Origin of the sequence: Microcoleus sp. Pol1C5, from assembly GCF_036701115.1 — a bacterium.
Lineage (GTDB): Bacteria > Cyanobacteriota > Cyanobacteriia > Cyanobacteriales > Microcoleaceae > Microcoleus.
The window spans coordinates 1-19,880 of the sequence record NZ_JAUBQE010000081.1 but is presented as its reverse complement, the minus strand read 5'-3'; the positions used below and the strand labels follow the sequence as shown (position 1 = coordinate 19,880).

Sequence of the window (19,880 nt, the reverse complement as noted above, 5' to 3'; positions counted from 1 at the left end):
GGACTCTAATTTGCTGTTCATTGTTTTTCGTCAACTTTGCTCTCGATCTCTATATCATACATCAATTCAGCAACGCCGAAAATCAGATTGAAATACAGCTATCAGAAGGTGAGCAACAGGTTTACGGAGACATTGAGAGGGAAATTGCAGCCGCTCGCCAGAATCAAGAGGAAGTGATTTATGCTTCTAATACTTGGGTAAAACAACTGGCAGAAATCCGTGAGGATTTTGACGGGATTATCCACTACATTACGCAGGCAACAGCTAATCCGAATACTTTAATCTGAAAAAGAGCGATCGCCCTTACATCCCAAATTGTCCAAAAGTGCGATCGCCCCTACATGAATTATTCAAACTAACTCCGACACACTCAGCCGTCCTTCTACGGGTTCATATTCATCCTCTAAAAGCCAATACTGCGCCTCATCATAACTCTGACTAGAAAACACAACTTTATAACCCTCAGCCGGATCGTATATCCGACAATTTCCCTCAGCGTCACTTAGTAACAAAAGCAGATAAGGCGGTGAAAGATTTGGATCGATCCATACCTCTGTAAACTCCCAGTTATTATTCACTAAATCGGCTTCGAGGCGTAACGTGGTATCGGTTTTCTGCATCAACTTTTATCTCTCCGTAATAAAGTAAAAGACGGCTACCATCCGGGTCAACTCTATAACCAATTGATTCAGCAAAAAACATACCATAACGATCGTAGCCCCGAATCGTACCTGTAAATTCTCCATCTTCTATTATGGCTTGAGCTACCTGATTCATCGTTAAAAATATGAGCAGCACGTCCTTTATTAAGCAGTCTTCTCATTTGTGGCGTGTCTGGCAAGTGTTTAGTAATGTGCCTGCTGTCAAGGGTGATTTGGCGATTAATTCCACTCATTAATTAATTCCTGAGCATACCAGTATGATTAATTAAATCATGCGATCGCCCTTACGTCCCAAATTGTCAAAAAGCGCGTAGGCGTAACCAGCCGCAGGCAATGGGCGCAGCATCGCTATGTGTGTAGCAAATCCCCATCTGTCAAAAGTTGATACTAGAAAACATCAGTCTAAAAAATACTTGACAGTGAAAATCTAGCGGTGTAGTATAGAAGTAGTGCATACAATGAAAAACATGAGACTAAAAAGTTGGGAGTCTCCTCGCAGCGAGGGTAGAAACTCCAAAGGTAAAGGTGGCTCAGCCAGGGCCCGGCAACTCAAAAAGCAACAGCAAACTCTGCGAAAACAGTTAAAAGCTCAACACGATCGACAAAACCACCAACAGAACCATCAAGGGAAGGAAACCGATAATTCCTTCCCTTTTTTTGTATCTTTCCGCTGCTCAATCCCGCTGAATGTTCGGACAAATCGTGCGAGTAATGCTCGCCTGGGAGGGTTGCTCTTGCCAGCAATTGAGAAGGCCTTGCAACTCCCTCTTCAAAGTTTCTAAGGCTGCAATTTGCACGGAAATTTCCTCTACCTTAGCCGTGAGATGCTGCTTCGCTTCAGAGCAAGGCAACTCCCCCCGATCGCGAACCTGTAAAATATCCTTAATCTCCTGAAGGCTCAAACCCAGAGTCTGAGATCGTTTAATAAACGCCAACCTGTTAAATACCGTTTCGCCAAACAAGCGATAACCAGCGGGCGATCGCTTTACCGCAGGAGACAGCAAGCCCATCTCCTCATAGTAACGAACAGTTTTCACCGACAAACCACTACAGGCAGCTACAGAGCCAATTTTGTACAGTTTCTCGGCAACAGAAATATTCATACACCAAGCATCCAAGATCGAAAGACTTTCTTGCCCTATCTTTTAGTGCCTCAGATCCAGGGAGTCGATCGGCACCTCGCCCAGTCACCATTGCCCGGTAATCTTAATAAGGAGGATTTTTTTTAGACACGTTAAGCACAGGCAACTGAGGTCTAGAAGACTGAGGAGGAAGATAGTATTCAGGAGCAGGTGCGGGTTGTTCGGCTGCAGAGCGGTAAAATTGCCACCAGCGGAGAGCCATCGCCACCCCAGCGGTGCCAAGCCCAAAAGCCAATAAAGAGCCACTCGCACCGATGCTGCCGATGGCTGCATCGACAACGCCCACTGTCACAACAAAGCTGGTAATTGGTTCTCTACGGTAAGCTGACCTCAAAAGTCGCGTCCACGAAGCATTCATTTGGTTTTACTCTGTTCTATATTTATTTACAAGCTCTAAAACTTAGAGTTGGCGGAACGATCGGGATTTCTAGCTCAAAGACTAGCTTCACCTAAATTAATCTTCTCGCCTGTGGGGAATTGTACGGGAGCGAGGCAAAATTGCCAAGCTAGTCAAATCAAAATTCCACCCCATATACACCTCCAAAAGCCAGCTATTGCATTCGGGAACAGATCTCTCTCGACAGAGAAGTCGCTGGGCTTGTTTCTAATCAATATTTTAATCAATTCCCGAATTTGTCGCGGTCAGCAGAAGTCACACCCGCTGCCGTTCGAGTCAAGACAAAGTGTAACGCTGACCGCGCCATTGCTAAAATTAGTTGAGACCTAACCAGGACAGCAAGCCCTGGCCTGTGACATACTCGATAATTAAAGTTAGAGAAAAACCGATCATCGCGGCTCGACCGTTAAGGCGTTCCGCGTAGCTATTGAAGCCAAACTTTGGCTGTTCCAGTTTGGGAGTGACGGTGGGTTGTAGTTGTGTCATTGCTTTGGGTACCTGGCGATCGACGCTATTCAAATGTGAAATCCAATGTTAGTTACAAATCTTAAACATTGCTACTTCTATTATAAAGAGGCTTAACCGCCGTCAACCGTCCCCGAAGAGAAAAAACTGCCGCCAACTAATGCCAATTAATTATACCCGCTCAAAATATGACTAATCAGTTAGATAACGATAAGCTTCCTGTCGCCGTACAGCGAGTAGCCTTTGCCCTTCGTACAACAGGCTGGGTTTGCTTCTGGGTACAGGTAGTGCTAGGGGTGGTAGCGGCGATCATTTTGCTCTTTGCCATCCCCTTCGCCCTCCCCAGGGCTAGCGCCGCTGCGGGTTCAACCAGTGCCGGCACCGGCGGGGGCGTATTTTTTGCCATTTGCGGGCTAGCCGTACTCGCTTACAGCGTATATCGCTCTTTCCGCTTCACCCGCTTGTCGAGACAACTGCGATCGCCCGCTAACGCTGTCCGCCCCAAAAAAGCAGACACCATCAAAGAAGTGCGGCTGGCACTTTGGAGCAACTTATCGGGAATGGTGCTGACGCTGATCGGCGCAGAAGCCATCAGCGGCACGCTTTTAGCCAAATCTCTAGCTCAGCCGCAAGCCTTGTTCGGTGCCGCAGTTGATTTGGGCCGATTTATTCAGCCCCTAGATATATTTGTGGTACTCGCCAATACTCACGCCACTGTTGCCCATTTTGTCGGGATTTTCGGGGCTCTTTTTTTGCTCGATCGCATCCACAAGCAATAGACGATCAATAAGTGGGAATTGCGCCTCTCCCACTCTCTCTTTCTCTCACTCTCCCTCACTCTCCCACTCTCCCCCAACCGACATCCGGAATCACTGCCAACCTGTCGAAGAACGTACTCAGATACCTTCTACTAAGACAACATGAATATCATGGCACTGAAACCCGAGGCTTATTTTGGGGTGACAGATCACCCAACTATTGAAATTTCTCAAGAAAGTTTTCGTTCTGTCCTAGGTCAAATAGAAACTGAACTCCTCTGTAGCGACACCTATAGCCACGCTCTAGCTAGCCTGCAAACAATGTTGGGCGAAGCAGCCTCCGCTGCCGAAATTTTAATTAGAGCAGTTAGCAGAGAAGCCGTCAAGCTCGCATTCGATCGATTTCCCAAACAAAACAAAATTGAACAGCAATTACCCCAAGATAGTGTTACTACTGTAAGTCCCGTCATTGAGACGGCCACAGAAATTCAAGAATTGGAGCCACCAGTCACTGCTCCTGTCTTCTATTGGCGCAGCGCTAGTGTGGAAGCGCCCCCCCAAACCGAGTCCGAAACTGAAAATTCCGATCGAGACACTGACACTTCTGAAGACAGCAAACAAGCGCCCCAAGACGAAATTAAAGTCGAGTCGGCTCCACCTGCAACTGTCACAGTCCCCGGAAAATCCTTCCCAGGGTTCGGTTTTCCCAAAAAGCCGAAAAAACTCACCAAGGAAGAAGAAGCAGCTTTAGCCGTTAAAAAACGAGAAGAGTGCCTGCGGGAGTTGGGTGCAGAATTGCGTAAGGGACGGCAAATTCGCTCCCTATCCATGCAGCAACTCCACAGTCAAACTCTCGTGCCGCTGCACCATATCGAATCGATCGAAAATGGGGAAATCGACAAACTGCCCCAAGATATTTACGTTAGAGGTTTTATCCGCAGACTCGGCGACGCCTTGGGACTAGACGGCAGCGCTATGGCGAATGCTTTGCCCAAACCCGAGCCGAGCCCAATTCCCAGTATGTATGTGTCTGTTTCCAATTCCGACTCAAGCGAAGGCTTTCAAATGCGTCCGGTGCATTTGTACATCGGCTACACCGCTTTGATGGCTGGGGCTGTAGGGGGTTTGGGTTGGCTGTCGCAGCAACCCGTGGTGCCAGGAGCACAGGCAGTACCTCCAACGCAGGTGACACCGCCAGCCTCAGTTGTACCGGCTCAGAAGACCCCAGAAAAAGCACCTCAACCGGGCTTGAAGAAGTCTAGCAACGGGGGATTGATGATGGGGGCTGACATGGCGCCGCCGGAGGTGATTTTTGGTTAGTGTGTGTCGGGCGAGCGATCGTCCGACCCCTCTCTTGGTCCAGGTGAATTCGGAAAGCTGGTTTCCGAATTCACCTACATACGGATACTTGCTTGAAGAAATAAGTCTTGGAAACCAATTACGGTTGAGATTTTAGTTCCATCCCGCACCTTCATCCATCTGTGGAGTCAATTTTAAAATCTAAAATCTAAAATCTAAAATCGCCGGATCGTGTACCCAAAATGAATTTTCAACTGCATCAGGAAACCCGATATGTGCGATAAACTATCTATTTGACCACTCCTCAAAGAGGTTTCCGATAAGATGAGTTCCCCAGCCACCGCTGCTTTCTCCGATCTCGATCCGCTATCGACTCACTCGCCAACAGTCACGAGTTTGGCAGCACCCGACAGTGCTTTGGTAACGGCGGCTCAACTGCCACAAAAATCTTGGACAATAGAAGATAGTGAGAAACTTTACCGCATTCAAGGTTGGGGCGAACCGTATTTTTCGATCAATGCAGCCGGGCACGTTACAGTTTCTCCCAAAGGCGATCGCGGCGGTTCCCTCGACTTGTGCGAACTGGTAGAATCCCTGAAACAGCGAAATTTGGCTTTGCCCCTGCTGATTCGATTTTCTGATATTTTGGAAGACCGGATCGAGCGCTTAAATTCGTGTTTTGCCAGAGCGATCGCTCGGTACAATTACAAAAATGTCTATCGCGGTGTGTTTCCAGTTAAATGCAACCAGCACCGACAATTAATTCAAGATTTGGTGCGTTTCGGTCAACCCCATCACTTCGGACTGGAAGCCGGATCTAAACCGGAATTAATGATAGCTTTGGCGACATTAAAAACCCCAGGCGCTTTGTTAATTTGTAATGGTTACAAAGACCGCGAATACATCGAAACTGCTATTTTGGCGCAGCGGCTAGGGCAAACTTCCGTAATTGTGCTGGAGCAAATAGAGGAAGTAGAACTCGCAATCGCCGCGAGCAAAGCATTAGGAATTAAACCGATTTTGGGAGTGCGAGCAAAACTCACTACCAAAGGGGTTGGCCGCTGGGGAGGTTCCACGGGCGATCGGGCAAAATTTGGCTTGACAATTCCTGAAATTATCCGTGCAGTCGGCGAACTAGAAAAAGCTGGAATGCTAAATTGTTTGCAGTTATTGCACTTTCACATCGGCTCTCAAATTTCCTCAATTAGTGTCATCAAAGACGCCATTCGAGAAGCCAGCCACATTTATGTAGAATTAGCTAAATTGGGAGCTAATATGAACTACTTGGACGTAGGCGGTGGACTCGGCGTTGACTACGACGGGTCTAAAACAAACTTCCACGCTTCCAAAAACTACAATATGCAAAACTACGCTAACGACGTAGTAGCGGGAGTGAAAGATGCGTGCGACGAGCGCAAAATCCCGGTTCCCATTATCATTAGCGAAAGCGGGCGGGCGATCGCTTCTCACCAATCAGTGTTAGTTTTTGACGTACTCGGTACTAGCGATGTCCCCAGAGAAGTACCCGAACCAGTAGATGAAAACGCGCACCAAATTCCGCGCAATCTCTACGAAATTTACCAATCTATCAGTCCCGAAAATTACCAAGAAGTTTATCACGATGCTATCCAATTTAAGGAAGAAGCAGTCAGTTTATTTAACTTAGGCTATTTGGGAATTGCGGAACGGGCGAAAACCGAACAGTTGTACTGGGCTTGCTGCGATAAAATACAGAAGATCGCGCGGCTAAAAGAATATGTATCGGATGATTTGGAAGACTTAGAAAAAGTGATGGCGTCTATTTATTACATCAACTTATCTGTTTTCCAGTCAGTACCGGACAGTTGGGCAATTAACCAATTGTTCCCAATTATGCCAATTAACCGACTCGACGAAGAACCAACTCAACGCGGTATTTTAGCCGATCTTACCTGCGACAGCGACGGCAAAATCGACCAATTCATCGATTTGCGAGATGTGAAGTCGGTTTTGGAACTGCATACTCTCAAACCTGGAGAACCGTACTATTTGGCGCTATTTTTGGGAGGTGCTTATCAAGAAATTATGGGCAACCTTCACAACTTATTCGGCGATGCTAATGCAGTTCACATTCAGCTAACACCTTCTGGCTATCATATCGAACACGTTGTGAAAGGAGACACTATGAAAGAGGTCCTCAGCTACGTACAATATGATGCAGAAAATTTGGTTGAAAGCATCCGCCGTCAGACAGAAGCAGCTTTGCAGCAAAATAAAATTACTCTTTCCGAGGCCCAACTTTTGCTGCAAAATTACGAGCGGAGTCTCAGCCAATATACTTATCTTCAGTCTTAAAATTTAGGGTGCAATCTACGCACATTACCAGAATTGAAAGCTGAGCTCATAAATGTAAAAGTAGGGTGCGCACTGCGCACCTTACCTTGATTAATTAGCAATTCCCAATTAGCAATTATGCACCATGACCGAGAATTTCAGATATCGCCCGCCGCTCTTCTCCGTGTTGAGTCGGTAAAACTTGGCGAGCGTCAGTAATCAGCCAATCGAGAGCCGCCGCTTGCAAATCGATCGCAGCCCCGGTTTTATCAACGCAGTAGCGCCCGAACACCAGTTTATCAACCAACCGCACCTCCGGGCCCAAACGGGAATACTCAAAAATCACGCTGTTTTCCACAGTCGCGCCACTGCAAAGCCAGCAATTTGGGCCAATCATTGTCGGGCCGACAATTTTTGCTCCATCCTCAATGATCGTCATCCCGCCAATGTAAACAGGCCCAGTAATATCAACCTTATCCCAGTTGACAGCTACATTCAAACCCGCGTAAACACCGGGGCGCACTTCAATTCCGGGAATCGAAACATTTTTAACTTGTCCCAGCAGCACGCTCTGAATTGCCCGCCAATAGTCAGGAACTTTGCCGATATCCACCCACTCAAAGTCCATGCTAATCCCGTAAAAAGGCGCGCCTTCTGCTACTAGCTTGGGAAATAACTCCGAACCGATATCGTATTCCTGGCCCGAAGGGATGTATTTGAATATTTCCGGTTCAAAAATATAAATACCAGTGTTAATGTCGGTACTCAGAGCTTCCTCTACAGAAGGTTTTTCTTGGAAATCTTTAATTTTGCCAGACTCGTCTGTTACTACCACTCCGTAACTGGGAACCTCCTCGCGGGGAACCGATTTCATAACAATAGTAGCGATCGCCCCTTTTTCCCGGTGCCACTTCACAGCAGCAGTCAAGTCCAAGTCAATCAAAGCGTCGCCGCACAGCACTACAAAAGTATCGTCAAAAAACGGCGAGAAGTCCTGAATTCGTTTCATGCCGCCAGCCGAACCGACAGCCTCTCCAATCATTTCTCCGTCCTCAATTCGCCCTTCAAAAGAATAGGCAATTTGTACCCCAAACTTTTGACCGTCACGGAAGTAGTTTTCAATCACGTCTGCCAGGTGGGAAACATTGACCATAATCTGGTCAAATCCGTGCTGGCGGAGCAATTCAACCAAAAACTCCATCACTGGCTTTTGCAGGATGGGAATCATCGGTTTGGGTATTGTCTGAGTAATGGGACGGACGCGAGTGCCTTTACCGGCCGCCAGAATCATCGCTTTCATTATTAACTTCCTCAACCCTCTGTTAACTGATATCAACTGAACAATTAGATGCTAGCGGTTGCGATCGCATCGATCGCAGCAAAATCCTGACCCCGCCCAAAAACGGGTACAAGTTTCCGACGCGAGCGTCCGGGTCGATTTCAAAATTTTAGACGCTAGTTCAAGCTCTCAGATTTAATGCAAAAGTAAATCTAAAATCTAAAATCTAAAATCTAAAATCGATTGACCTATTTATAGGCGACATCGTACCAGGCTATCAATGACTCTTCCCTATTTGCTTGATTTAAAAAACCAGGAATCGGGAATCAGCAAAAACTTCGCACTCCCGCTGTCCGCATTCGAGACTCAGCAGCAGAATGGCGGCGAGCGAGGTTCTGTCTGGAATTTTAACTGACGCAGCGGCACAGTTATTAGTTTCGCCCGAGAAACTAATACCCTGCAAGCTCAAAGCGCGCGGATTTTTAGGTCTTGGTAAAACTCCTCTTGAAGCAACTCTACTTTAGACTGAGCCGACAGCAGCAACAGTGCCCAAAAAATACCCACACGGTCATGATTTGGCAAGTGAACTTCCCCAGTCGATACCGGGAGTTCTGGGTTGACAGGAGAGTGCAAATCGTTATGATGCCAGAGGTCCAACAATTTGTCCAAGTCCAGCCAACCCTCGTCAATTTCCGAGCCCCGGTGAGCCAGAAACCGTTCGAGTTCGCTAGCAGTTTCTACGAGATTTTCTTGGTGAGCTAGCTCAAAGATAGCCTGAGCTGCTTGCGATCGCATTTTTGAGGTAGGGCGACGCCGGGGGGTAACTGTCTGCTCCATGGCGGCTTTCATGAGCTGCAACTGCTCAATCAGTTCTGGGAGAGTCACCGGGCGTTTTTGCGGTAGTTGAGCTACACCTCGACGGCGCAATTGCCGCTCCAAATGCTGGGGCAAGTGTCGCCCTCCTGAGTGTTCTGCGTCTTCGAGTGTCGCCTCCTCGGCCGACTCTGGATTCGCGGGGGGTTCTGAGAGGACGATACTTTCTGCTTTGAGCAAAACCAGCATGGAAGCGTACAAAAACGCTTGGCCGGAGTGGGACAAATCAGAGAAATCCTTACTTGCATCGCCATCGCAGGCGTTCGTAAGCTTGCTCAAACATCGATCGAACACTTCAATTACCTTAACGTCCCAAGGATCGATTTCTCCCCGTTCTGCGAGGTCAATTAAAATTGCGATCCCCTCGGAAATCGTTTCTAAACCATCTTGGTCTGGGGAAACGGCCATTCGATTTTAGATTTTAGATTTTAGATTTTAGATTTTGCCTCTGAGAAAACGAGAGAGCATATCAAGTTAATTGGCGGTCATTTCAGAAGTTGTACCCTCAATGGCTGCTATTTCTAAACTTATCGGTTCTGCACTTTCTAACAAAGGTTGTTTGGCTTCTACTTCAGCTTTATAGCGTTCAAGGTTTTGTTCTAATTCCTGAATCCGCTGCTCTTTTTCGCGAACTTGGCGAATCTCTTGGCGCAATGCGAGGGTTCGCTGCATTCTCGACCACAGACTGAACAGCCAGGCTAGTGTTGCCCCTAATCCGGTCGCTACAATTAGTTCTACGCACAGCGGAGCTTTAACTTGGACCCCTTTGATAACTTGAATCGCGACTGGCTGTGTATTTTCGATGCTGAATAATACTAGAGCCAAGCAAATCAGAAAGATGAAGAAGAAATTTAGCGATCGCATTTTCTCTGTTCCTAATTCTCAATTCAGGTTAAGCAAATTGTTTCCCATTTGTCAACTGTTTTTGGGCAGATTATCCCAGCTTTTTTGATAATATCAAATCTGCTAAATTAACCATAATATCCGAGGATTGGCGGGTTTATTGCAGCTCTGAGAGTTGATTGAAGAGATTGGTTCACCCGCCCCTCTAGGACATATCCTTTTTAGGTTTGACCGATGTTTTGCGATTTCTTGCCGATTCCCAGCGCTGGCAATATTTGATATTTCAAAGCAATCCCCGCAGCTACAAATAAGGCAATAATCAGCGCCCCAATTCCTACGGGACTGGGAATCCAGAATATCGCCTCCAAATAGTTAACTTCTCCGGGTTTGAGCTTCCAAACTAACTGTTTTCCTTGCTGATAGATTTCGGGAACCAGCGCACCGGCGACAGTTTCAATACTTTCGGCGCCCCAAGGCGTGTTCAAGCTAAAGTCTAGCTCCAAAAGTCCCCCCGGACTCAGCAGCAGACTGCCGTTAGAAGAAAGCAGAGAAAGAGAGCGCAAATCCAATTCCAAACTCAACCGATTTCGCAGCACCAATAACAAATTATTCTGCTTGACATTCAGGTGAGATTCAAACTTCGGCAAATCTGTTTCTAGCGGACTTGCGGTCCGATATTTTGTCGTTGGTGCGACGGGATTGTAAAATTGGTTGAACTTGTCTTGCAACTCGGCTCCATTATTGAAAGGAATCCTCACTAGAACTTCTGTGGGCGAAAGCCGTTTAGTTTTTCCGTCCAGCAACCTCACCCGGCGTTCTACGCTTTTCAACCATTCTGCAACAGTTTCGGTGCTGAAGCTCGTCAACCTTTCCCCCAGTTTTATGTGCTGCACGATTTCGCCACGAGTTTGACTCTCAAAGTTCACCCCGACATCGTACTGAACGCATCCACTCACTAGAGTTAAAAGGCAAAAAACCAAAGGTAAAAGAAAGAAAAAGTGCTTTTTCTTCTTCCGAGTTCCATCCTTAAAATTTTGCTCTTTCATTGTACCTTTTTCCCTGTTTTTCCCTATTTGCATGAATTAGCAAAGCGTTGAATTGCCGGCAGTATTTATGTGTTTTTATTTCCACGTCTGGACTTGCGAACCGCATACCAAAAACCCGGTTTAGGGGCTGCCGAAGGGCGATTTCACAGATGCTTTGTGGCAGAAACCGGGTTTTTTTGACGTGAGTGCTAACATTTTTCTAGCAGCAGTGTCGGCCTTACCTGGAATTAACCGCACTGAACTTATTGCCTGGAAGCTACACCCAACTGTTGAAACAGCATACTCGGCAAATATGCCGCACCGCCTACCCATTCGGCTTCGCTGCTCAAATCTGCCAAATTTTTAAAGGCTTCAAAAATGCTGCCTGCCACCATTGTATTCTTGACGCGGCCGACAATTTTGCCTTTTTCTACTTTATAGCCTAAGTCCAAATTGACAGAAAATTCGCCAGCTAACTGATTTGACTGACCGGCACCTAAAACTTGCTCTACTATTAGACCTTCGTCCATGCTAGCAATCAAGTCTTGAGTGGCGGTATTTCCTGGGGAAATGCAAAAGTTAGTCAAATCAGGGCCTGGGCGAGACAATCCGCCACGAAAACCGTTGCCGGTTGATTGTACACCGGCGCGAGCGGCCCACCTGCGATCCCAATAAAATCCGGTGACAGTACCTTTGTCTATCAAGACTTTGCGGGTGGTGGGTGTACCTTCGTCGTCAAAGGGACAAGCAGAAGGGCCTAAGGTGGGGTCTTCAAAAAAGGTAAAGCGTTCGTCAAATAAGGTTTCGCCGATTTTGTCGGCTAGGGGAGAGGCTTTTTGAACTACTGCTTGACCTGAAAGGATGGTATCAAACAGGCCGCCGAGGGTGCTAGCTGCGGCTCTGGGGGTAAATAATACTGGGTAGGAACCGCTGGTGATGGTGGCTGAATGTTCGGCGAGGCGGTATTTTTCGAGGAGTGATTCGAGGATGCTGTTGGTGTCGAGGGGACGATCGCGCGCTACGTCGTAACTGTATGCTTGCATAAAGTCTTCTCCCTTTACCAAATTTCCCGCGATCGTCCCGCTGATTATTTGGCTGCTTCTTTCGGCATAGAGGTCTTGCGTCGTAGCAATTTTCACGCGGCCGCTGCGGACGTGGAAGCCGACATCTACCATAATATCGGGATTGTAAGCGTGAACTTGCTCAATGAGGTTTTTGCCGTTTTCCACTAATTCTTGAGTGGTGGGCGGAGTGTAGGTGGTTTCCGGGCCTTTTAGGTGAAAGTTGGAGGCGAGTTCAAATTCTGCGGGGTCGCCGATTTCGGCTGTTTGAATCGCTGCATCTACTAAATCCTCTACCCGCGTTAAATCTGTGGAACTGGCAAAACCGATTTTGCCTTGGTAAATCAGCCGGAGTGCTACGCCTTGCAGTGCTTTGGTTTGCAGGGATTTGAGGCGATTGTTTTCAAATTCTATGGGGGTGTCTTGACTCGACAGGTAGTATACTTCAGCGGCATCCGCGCGTTGAGAGGCCAATTTCAAAATCTGTTCTATGGTTGAATCGCTCACAATAATCGCCTTTCTGGTTTGGTCTTTTTTTTATTTTAGCAATTATCGCTATTCAACATCTGACTCCTGCCTCTTGCTAGATAATTAATCCGTGTATCCGTGCCAAAACTACTTGTGGTGCCTTCCTTATTCCTTCTTCCTAACCTCAGCTACATCCGTTACATCTGTCAAATAACCCGTTGCCGAACTTCCTTTTCCTATAATTGTAATTCACACTGTTTAAAAACATAGTTAACGGCTGCCAACAGTCGCTCTAAGTCCTTAATTGTATAGAAAAATTTATTTTGAGTAAACATTTCTAATTTCAGCTTGCCAAACTGCCACATTGCGCCATTAGAAACAAGACCAAAGATAGTTTGTTCTGGTTCATTGTTAAGTCGCTGCACGGCGAGCATTTCTGCCAAACACTGCCCCCATCCTTCATCAAATGCGCTCTCTTTCTTAGCTTCAACTAATATGAAATAGGGCTTGTCAAAAACTACTGTGCCGAGGGGGGAGCGCTTCGCCAATATATAATCTGGAATTACTGACAAATTCTCATTATAGACTAAGGTTTGGTCACTCCAGAGGAGAAAATTAGTTTGATAATTTTTCCAAACTTTTTTTAATACAGGATAAATGATATTTTCACAAATGGCGATTTCCGAGTTGTCAAATACTCCCTCATTAAAAATCACTTCTAATTCATTCCGAAAAACTGCGCTAACTACAAATGCTTTATCGACAATGAAATTATCCGATAGGTAATTAATTTGGAATTATTTCGCGACCGCGCTGATACTTTTATAATTGCTAAAAGGCATTGCTTAACTTCTCTCAGTAGGGGTGAGGTGAGCCTCGGCGCACCCTAGAGATAGAGTTTGTGCGAATGAAAAAATGATTAATAACTAATAAATAATCCGCCTAAAATTAGCCCGATCGCAATTAACGCCACCCAAATAAACCTATTATCTTTCGTATTAACCTGACTCAAATCTACAGGCTCTGGTACGACTGGCTTTGGTTTAGCGTACTTGATATCAGCGTTCGGATTGGCTTGAAAACTAATTGATTGATTTTCATCTAAAGCTGCCAAATCAGGGATTTTCACCATCCATTCAGGAGGGATAGTGAGTTTGGGAGCTTCGAGAATGAACAGCAAGCGCTTTGCTTGCTGGCGGGTTTCTTGGCGGGGATGGCGGGTGAGCTTGCGGCAAAGCTCGATCGCCCTTTCTGTATTGCCAGAGGCTTCGTAGGCTGTCACTAACCACATTTGTACCTCACCGCCCAACCGGGAATTTCGATCGACTAAACCGGTAGCTGTTTCTAAACTCTGCACAGCTTGAGCATACCGGCCACTCTCAAAAGCTACTTGCCCAGCTTGGTACTCAGTTTGAACAATTTCTAACTTTTCTGAAGTCACGAGCACCCACCCAATTCACAAATATTACTTCCCAAATTCCCCAAACGCTAGAATTCGCTGTTGTGTTGCGACATACCCGACTCGTTGTCGCGTTTAGAACCCAGCAAGTCTAAATGGTCTACTTTAATTACCGGCTTTGAGCGATTTGAACCGGTATTGCGGTCTTGCCAGCGATCGAACTTCAAAGAGCCTGTTACGCCAATTAGAGAGCCTTTGCGAACGTAGTCAGCCGCAATCTGCGCTGTTTTGCCCCAGATTTCCAGATTGAACCAGTCTGGTTGATCGCTGTTCTTGGTTCTGCGATTCACTGCCAGCGTCAAACTACACTTAACTGTACCCGACTCAAAATACTTAACGTCCGGGTCGCCGCCGACGCGGCCTACTAAAGTCACAACATTAAGACTCATAAACTTTTTTGGGAATGTGGTCGATCGGTGATGTAGTTAAACAGTCCACACGCGCATTAGCCTCCAAACTGAACTTGGAACAACGCTTGTGAGGCTTCATCCTGATTGTACACCCAGTTAGCAGAACATATTGATGGTGGATGATTGGCAAGTCTGCGCTCAACCTGAGCTCGACAATGTACATTTCTGACTAGACTCAGGATGAAAAACGTAATAGAATCCACCTCGGTTACACTTTTGTAACAACATTATTGCACACAATAGTATTTTAGTTTTTGGGGGGGGTACGAATCAGTGGGTCTTCTCAATCGATTTTCGTTATCTAGAGATATGGGTATCGACCTCGGTACTGCTAACACGCTCGTTTATGTATCGGGCAAAGGTATTGTTCTGCAGGAACCTTCTGTAGTGGCGATCGACCAAGATTTAAAAATACCGCTGGCTGTTGGAGAAGAAGCAAAAAAAATGCTCGGCCGCACGCCAGGGAATGTCATAGCACTGCGCCCGCTTCGCGACGGGGTAATTGCAGACTTCGATACGGCAGAACTGATGCTTAAGACTTTTATCCGCAGAGTTCACGAAGGCCGAAGCTTAGTTTCGCCGCGGATAATTATTGGCATCCCCAGTGGTGTCACCGGAGTCGAGAGGCGTGCTGTCATTGAGGCGGCGACTCAGGCCGGTGCTAGAGAAGTACGGTTAATTGATGAACCCATCGCTGCGGCGATCGGAGCTGGACTGCCTGTTGCTGAGGCGACTGGCAATATGATTATAGATATAGGCGGAGGTACGACGGAAGTTGCGGTTTTGAGTTTGCAAGGTACGGTGATCAGTGAGTCTGTGCGGGTAGCCGGCGACGAACTCAATGAGGCGATCGTCCAATACATGAAAAAAGTTCACAATTTGGTCATCGGCGAACGCACTGCTGAAGAAATTAAGATTCAGGTTGGTTCTGCATATCCAACTCCAGAGGATGACGATGTAATGATGGAAGTGCGGGGCTTGCACTTACTGTCGGGTCTGCCGCGAACTGTTACTATCAAAGGCCCAGAAATTCGCGAAAGTATGTCGGAACCGCTTTCAGTAATTGTGGAAGCTGTCAAGCGTACTTTGGAACGCACCCCCCCGGAATTAGCAGCAGATATTATTGACAGGGGAATTATGCTGGCTGGTGGTGGCGCGCTAATGAAAGGTTTAGATACTCTGATCAGTCATGAAACAGGAATTGTCACTCACGTGGCAGCAGATCCTCTGTGCTGCGTGGTTTTGGGAACTGGTAGGGTATTGGAAAACAAACAGTTAGAACGGGTTTTCAGCGGGCAGTCGTCGCGTAATATGTAGTTAACAAATTTGGGATTGTGGATTTAGAAATACGGCTGCAATCTCAAATCTAAAATCCTGACTTAACAATTTTAGATTAGTGAAATTATGCTAAAAAATACATTCCGAAAGTGGTGGGATCTGCGGCTGCAAATTGCTCTTCTAGGTTTAGCTGTAACTGCCGCTTGGGGAGTTAGGCAAACACAAGGTGCGGCAGTATTTGAAGTTTACAATTGGGTGACTCGTCCGTTTCACGCCAACGGCTCTGGGCAAGAGGAACTTATCTCGGCGCGCACTCAAGAATTGCAAGCGCAGCTATTAGAATTAGAAAATCAAAATCAGAAGCTAAAAGAGCTTTTAGGTTACGTTTCGGGTAAGAAACCTCAAGGAATTGTAGCTCCTATTGTCGGTCGCAGCGCCGACCACTGGTGGCAGCAAGTAACCTTGGGGCGCGGCAGTAACGATGGCATCAAAACAGATTTTACTGTGATGGGTCCCGGCGGTTTAGTAGGCAGGGTTGTCAGCGTTACTCCTAATACTAGCTTGGTGCTGTTAGTCAGCGACGCTACGAGTCAATTGGGTGTGGGAATTACCCGCAGTCGCCATATGGGTTTTATGCGCGGGAAAGGCGGAAATCAGGCGGTGATGGAGTTTTTTGAGAATGTTCCCAATGTCAAGCCTGGGGATGTGGTTTCAACTTCTTCTTACAGTCAGTTGTTCCCTGCTGGTTTGCCTGTGGGAAAAGTGGTTTCGGTGGATATGAATAAAACTCCGGCTCCAGAAGCTGTGGTTGAGTTCTCTGCACCGATGAATGCTCTGGAGTGGGCGGTGGTTTACCCCCACTCTAAGCAAGTCGAACCAAAGGATTCGCAGAGTCAATCTTCTGCACCATCTGAGGGAGCACAGCAACAATGAAAGCTTTATCTCGGATGTCTTCGCCGCGATCGCGCCAATTTCTCAACTTCGCAGTTACATTTCTATCTGTGATGCTGTGCATACTGATATTGCCCACTCGGATGCCGGGAATGGAATTGCTGGGAATTGGACCGAACTGGCTGTTAATTTGGTTGGTAGCTTGGAGTATTAAGCGGAAACGTACAGTTTGGGGAGCTGCTAGCATGGGCTTGGTTTTGGGGTTTCTTCAAGATGCGATGACGGCTCCTCATCCCACCCATGCTGTCAGTCTAGTTGTTGTAGGAGTCTTAACAGTTGTTTTGCAGAAAACCTGGTCGATTCCGGTAGATATTGTTGAGAGAGATCCGATCCCGATCGCGTTAATTGTATTTGGGATGGCGGTGGTAGCGGAAACGGTGATGGGGCTGCAATTTTTTTCTATGGGCGATCGGGCTTTACTGGAAATTTGGAGCTATCACCAGCGAGTGGCTTTGTGTTCTGCTATTCTTAGCAGTCTTTGGGCTCCGGTGATTTATTTTCCGCTCAATCGCTTGTGGGAAATGACCAAGAATGTAGAAAAACCTTAGTCAGCGATTAGTCATCAGCCATTGGTCATTAGTCATTAGTCCTTAGTCAACAGTTAACAGTCAACAGTTAACTGTTCACTAATTACTGTTAACTGTAGTCATTCTACTATAGCAATCCTAAATCAATTGCAAACACATTGGGCTTCACCAATCCTGATTAAGTTGGTATTAATTCAGATAAATTTTTGTGACTCATTTAGGATTGCTATATTACTTGTTGGCCCGAACCTAATAAGTGATGAACGGCAATAATCAAATCGCTGAGGATGAAATTAGGCTGGTGCTTTTGCAGTTGATAGCGGCTGCGAATTCCGCAGGTAACGGCAATTGTAGGTATTCCCAATGCTTTGCCTGCGAGGATGTCTGCTTCTGTATCTCCGATCATCCAAGCCGAACCCAGCGATGACTCAAATTCTTCTGCAACTTCAGCCAACAATTCTGTTTTTAAGGCTGTATAGTTGTGATAGGCGGCATCCGCCATCTGAGTTCCGCGAATGCTGGTAAACAGTCTGGCTAAACCGTAATTTTGTAACAGTTGAACGGCTTGATTTCTCGGCCGCAGGGTGACTAAAATCAGCCGCACGCCGCGGGAGTGCAGGAGTCCGATCGCCCATTGCACTCCCGGCTGGATGCGATCTAAGTGCAACAAGTCTGGCTGATTGACAATCTGACTGACGCATCCGAGAAAAACGTGAATTTCTTCTCCCGACAAGCCGGAACTTTTGGCGATTTCAGCATCGGGCACTCGGTTTTGTTTCATTTGCCAAAACTGCTGTTTGCTGAGGATTTGGAGGTTGAGGTTGATTCCCCTAGCAAGATAAGCTGCTTGAGTATCGGCTAATCCTTGTTTATAGGTGGCATAGTAGCGATCGGACACATCGACTATGGGCCCGTCTAAATCGCAAAATACCGTCATCCAGGGGGACGAGTCAGCCTCTGATGGTAGCTTGTAGTGAAGGTTTTCGGAGTCTGGGGCGACAGCAGTTAACATAAAACGTTAAGTAAATCAAGGGAGTTATACATTTCTTGACTGTAGCAAAAAATGTATAAGTTATAATACAAAAATTTTAATGATTTCATTAAAAAAACCTATTAATTTTTTGAGGATGGGACTCAAGAAAGGCGATCGAGCAAGCCTGCGCGTCGATAAAATTCAGGGAAAAAGTGATTTTTGTGGCTGTTAATATGTGCTTTAGCCATTAAAGTTTAGAATTGAGTTTTTAGTCTTTTGTAATTTACCCATGCTCAAACAAAGCGATTTTGTTAGGAATTCGGACACTAATCGAGTAGAGGTGCTGTCCGAAGCACTGCCTTACATTCAACACTTTGCCGGTCGCACCATAGTGGTCAAATATGGCGGTGCGGCGATGAAAGATAGCAATCTCAAAGACAAGGTGGTTCGGGATATTGTGCTGCTAGCTTGCGTGGGGATGCGTCCGGTTGTGGTTCACGGCGGCGGCCCGGAAATTAATATTTGGCTGGAAAAACTGGGAATTGAGCCGCAATTCAAGGATGGTTTGAGAGTGACTGATGCGGCGACAATGGAAGTTGTGGAAATGGTTTTGGTGGGCAAAGTAAATAAGGAAATTGTTTCCTTAATCAACCAAGCTGGCGGCAAAGCAGTGGGATTGTGTGGCAAGGATGCCAATCTGATTCAAGCTCGTCCAGATGGCAGGGAAGGAATTGGATTTGTTGGTGAAGTCAGCGGCGTGAAAATCCAGATTTTGGAGTCTTTGGTGAACAGCGGTTATATTCCGGTGGTGTCGAGCGTGGCGGCGGATGAAAAAGGTCAATCTTACAACATTAATGCTGACACGGTGGCTGGAGAAATTGCGGCTGGTTTGGGAGCCGAAAAGTTGATTTTGATGACTGATACTGCGGGAATTTTAGAGGATTATCACAAGCCAGAGAGTCTGATTGCTAAGTTAGATATTCAAGAAGCAAGAGAGTTGGTTGAGTCGGGAGTTGTGTCTGGGGGGATGATTCCGAAAGTTAATTGTTGTGTGCGGAGTTTGGCTCAGGGTGTGAAGGGTGCTCACATTATTGACGGTCGAATTCCTCATGCTTTGCTGCAAGAAATATTTACGGATGCGGGGATTGGGTCGATGATTGTGGCTTCTGAGTTTAGCAGCGCGAACTTAAGGCCTAAGTAAGGGGTAAATCCTAGCGTGGGGAGGGCGGGTGCTTGAAATGGGTAAACTCGCTGCGATCGCGTATATCCTAACTAAACCTGCCCCTAAAAACCTTGAGAAGGTACTTCTGGGAAATTACTTCAACTAATTCTAACCGTTGTTGGATTTCAGCTTTTCTTAAACTATGATCAAACACTTTAGAGCTTTGGATTCTGTTGCAATTCTCAAGCCGATTTCAAATACGCGATTAGCGCTAGTGGAACCAGAATACGCATCTATTTCTAGTTTGCCAGTTGGACTTGTGGGAACTATTGTTGAAGTGTATGATACGGGAAAGGAATGTCAGTATTTAGTGGAGTTTGCTGATAGTCAAGGGAGTGAATATGCTATGGCTATGTTAAAAGCTGATGAAATTTTAGTTCTGCAATATGAAATTGCAGTTACTTAGGGCTTGCTGAATAATTAGCTAAAAGGTTTATACAGCAAGGCTTAGGGGATAGGGCGATCGAACAGATCG

21 protein-coding genes and 2 pseudogenes are annotated in these 19,880 nt (G+C 46.5%); 9 read left to right on the top strand and 14 right to left on the bottom strand.

From position 1 onward, the window contains the following. Nucleotides 1-287 (top strand): annotated as a pseudogene (locus tag QUA23_RS28830) (hypothetical protein); the annotation flags it as partial. A gap of 63 nt (nucleotides 288-350) precedes the next feature. Here the strand turns inward: QUA23_RS28830 and QUA23_RS28825 are convergent. From QUA23_RS28825 to QUA23_RS28810, 5 genes and pseudogenes are all read right to left on the bottom strand, one after another. Beyond that, the gene (locus QUA23_RS28825) at nucleotides 351-620 is read right to left on the bottom strand and encodes a hypothetical protein (RefSeq protein ID WP_333079208.1); all 270 of its coding nucleotides are present in this window, start codon (nucleotides 618-620) and stop codon (nucleotides 351-353) included. Then, nucleotides 571-823: pseudogene (locus QUA23_RS31205) on the bottom strand (DUF6972 family protein). The gene QUA23_RS28825 and the pseudogene QUA23_RS31205 overlap by 50 nt, the downstream one beginning before the upstream one ends. Nucleotides 824-1,336: 513 nt before the next feature. Beyond that, nucleotides 1,337-1,765: a heavy metal-responsive transcriptional regulator gene (locus tag QUA23_RS28820; protein WP_333079210.1), complete on the bottom strand. Its 429-nt coding sequence runs from the start codon at nucleotides 1,763-1,765 to the stop codon at nucleotides 1,337-1,339. A gap of 103 nt (nucleotides 1,766-1,868) precedes the next feature. Beyond that, complete coding sequence (locus QUA23_RS28815) at nucleotides 1,869-2,162, bottom strand: hypothetical protein (protein WP_333079211.1); 294 nt, start codon at nucleotides 2,160-2,162, stop codon at nucleotides 1,869-1,871. A gap of 354 nt (nucleotides 2,163-2,516) precedes the next feature. Continuing rightward, entirely contained in the window at nucleotides 2,517-2,687 is a 171-nt protein-coding gene (locus QUA23_RS28810; RefSeq protein ID WP_172186391.1) for a hypothetical protein, read from the bottom strand. Nucleotides 2,688-2,854: 167 nt separating this feature from the next. Here QUA23_RS28810 and QUA23_RS28805 point away from each other — a divergent pair, with 167 nt between their 5' ends. The 3 genes from QUA23_RS28805 to speA all read left to right on the top strand — a co-directional run bounded on the left by QUA23_RS28805 (nucleotide 2,855) and on the right by speA (nucleotide 7,057). Then, a complete protein-coding gene (locus QUA23_RS28805) occupies nucleotides 2,855-3,445 on the top strand; it encodes a DUF3611 family protein (RefSeq protein ID WP_333070262.1) in 591 nt (196 codons plus the stop codon). A 150-nt stretch (nucleotides 3,446-3,595) separates the two neighbouring features. Further along, nucleotides 3,596-4,744 carry a helix-turn-helix domain-containing protein gene (locus QUA23_RS28800; RefSeq protein ID WP_333079213.1) on the top strand — a complete coding sequence of 383 codons (1,149 nt, stop codon included), beginning with the start codon at nucleotides 3,596-3,598 and terminating at the stop codon, nucleotides 4,742-4,744. 303 nt (nucleotides 4,745-5,047) lie between these two features. After that, nucleotides 5,048-7,057 carry a biosynthetic arginine decarboxylase gene (gene speA / locus QUA23_RS28795; RefSeq protein WP_333079214.1) on the top strand — a complete coding sequence of 670 codons (2,010 nt, stop codon included), beginning with the start codon at nucleotides 5,048-5,050 and terminating at the stop codon, nucleotides 7,055-7,057. 115 nt (nucleotides 7,058-7,172) lie between these two features. Here speA and QUA23_RS28790 read toward each other — a convergent pair whose 3' ends face one another. From QUA23_RS28790 to QUA23_RS28755, 8 genes are all read right to left on the bottom strand, one after another. Continuing rightward, on the bottom strand, nucleotides 7,173-8,336 hold the full coding sequence (locus tag QUA23_RS28790; protein ID WP_333079216.1) for an NDP-sugar synthase: 1,164 nt from the start codon (nucleotides 8,334-8,336) through the stop codon (nucleotides 7,173-7,175). A gap of 444 nt (nucleotides 8,337-8,780) precedes the next feature. Continuing rightward, entirely contained in the window at nucleotides 8,781-9,596 is an 816-nt protein-coding gene (locus QUA23_RS28785; RefSeq protein WP_333079217.1) for a segregation/condensation protein A, read from the bottom strand. 66 nt (nucleotides 9,597-9,662) lie between these two features. Next, nucleotides 9,663-10,052: a lipopolysaccharide assembly protein LapA domain-containing protein gene (locus tag QUA23_RS28780; RefSeq protein WP_333079219.1), complete on the bottom strand. Its 390-nt coding sequence runs from the start codon at nucleotides 10,050-10,052 to the stop codon at nucleotides 9,663-9,665. 200 nt (nucleotides 10,053-10,252) lie between these two features. Continuing rightward, complete coding sequence (locus tag QUA23_RS28775; RefSeq protein WP_333079220.1) at nucleotides 10,253-11,077, bottom strand: DUF3153 domain-containing protein; 825 nt, start codon at nucleotides 11,075-11,077, stop codon at nucleotides 10,253-10,255. A gap of 242 nt (nucleotides 11,078-11,319) precedes the next feature. After that, nucleotides 11,320-12,624, bottom strand: coding sequence for a metallopeptidase TldD-related protein (locus tag QUA23_RS28770; RefSeq protein WP_333079221.1), 1,305 nt, complete (start codon nucleotides 12,622-12,624; stop codon nucleotides 11,320-11,322). A gap of 197 nt (nucleotides 12,625-12,821) precedes the next feature. After that, nucleotides 12,822-13,301: a hypothetical protein gene (locus QUA23_RS28765; RefSeq protein WP_333079223.1), complete on the bottom strand. Its 480-nt coding sequence runs from the start codon at nucleotides 13,299-13,301 to the stop codon at nucleotides 12,822-12,824. Nucleotides 13,302-13,504: 203 nt separating this feature from the next. Beyond that, nucleotides 13,505-14,026, bottom strand: a complete 522-nt coding sequence (locus tag QUA23_RS28760; protein WP_333059932.1) for a tetratricopeptide repeat protein — start codon at nucleotides 14,024-14,026, stop codon at nucleotides 13,505-13,507. 47 nt (nucleotides 14,027-14,073) lie between these two features. Next, nucleotides 14,074-14,433 (bottom strand): single-stranded DNA-binding protein, encoded by a 360-nt coding sequence (locus QUA23_RS28755; RefSeq protein ID WP_190663675.1) that lies wholly within the window; start codon nucleotides 14,431-14,433, stop codon nucleotides 14,074-14,076. Nucleotides 14,434-14,763: 330 nt separating this feature from the next. On the opposite strand from QUA23_RS28755, the gene QUA23_RS28750 reads away from it, so the two are divergent. From QUA23_RS28750 to mreD, 3 genes are all read left to right on the top strand, one after another. Next, nucleotides 14,764-15,771, top strand: a complete 1,008-nt coding sequence (locus QUA23_RS28750) for a rod shape-determining protein (RefSeq protein ID WP_006632285.1) — start codon at nucleotides 14,764-14,766, stop codon at nucleotides 15,769-15,771. Between the two features lie 87 nt (nucleotides 15,772-15,858). Further along, nucleotides 15,859-16,665 (top strand): rod shape-determining protein MreC, encoded by an 807-nt coding sequence (gene mreC, locus QUA23_RS28745; RefSeq protein ID WP_333079225.1) that lies wholly within the window; start codon nucleotides 15,859-15,861, stop codon nucleotides 16,663-16,665. Next, nucleotides 16,662-17,231, top strand: coding sequence for a rod shape-determining protein MreD (gene mreD, locus QUA23_RS28740; protein ID WP_333070244.1), 570 nt, complete (start codon nucleotides 16,662-16,664; stop codon nucleotides 17,229-17,231). Before mreC ends, mreD begins: the two co-directional genes overlap by 4 nt. A gap of 205 nt (nucleotides 17,232-17,436) precedes the next feature. Here mreD and QUA23_RS28735 read toward each other — a convergent pair whose 3' ends face one another. Continuing rightward, nucleotides 17,437-18,222, bottom strand: a complete 786-nt coding sequence (locus QUA23_RS28735) for an HAD family hydrolase (protein WP_333079226.1) — start codon at nucleotides 18,220-18,222, stop codon at nucleotides 17,437-17,439. A 250-nt stretch (nucleotides 18,223-18,472) separates the two neighbouring features. On the opposite strand from QUA23_RS28735, the gene argB reads away from it, so the two are divergent. Together argB and QUA23_RS28725 are read left to right on the top strand one after the other, a co-directional pair. After that, on the top strand, nucleotides 18,473-19,384 hold the full coding sequence (gene argB, locus QUA23_RS28730) for an acetylglutamate kinase (RefSeq protein ID WP_333079227.1): 912 nt from the start codon (nucleotides 18,473-18,475) through the stop codon (nucleotides 19,382-19,384). A gap of 163 nt (nucleotides 19,385-19,547) precedes the next feature. After that, nucleotides 19,548-19,811: a DUF4926 domain-containing protein gene (locus tag QUA23_RS28725; RefSeq protein ID WP_333079228.1), complete on the top strand. Its 264-nt coding sequence runs from the start codon at nucleotides 19,548-19,550 to the stop codon at nucleotides 19,809-19,811. The last annotated feature ends 69 nt before the right edge of the window (nucleotides 19,812-19,880 follow it).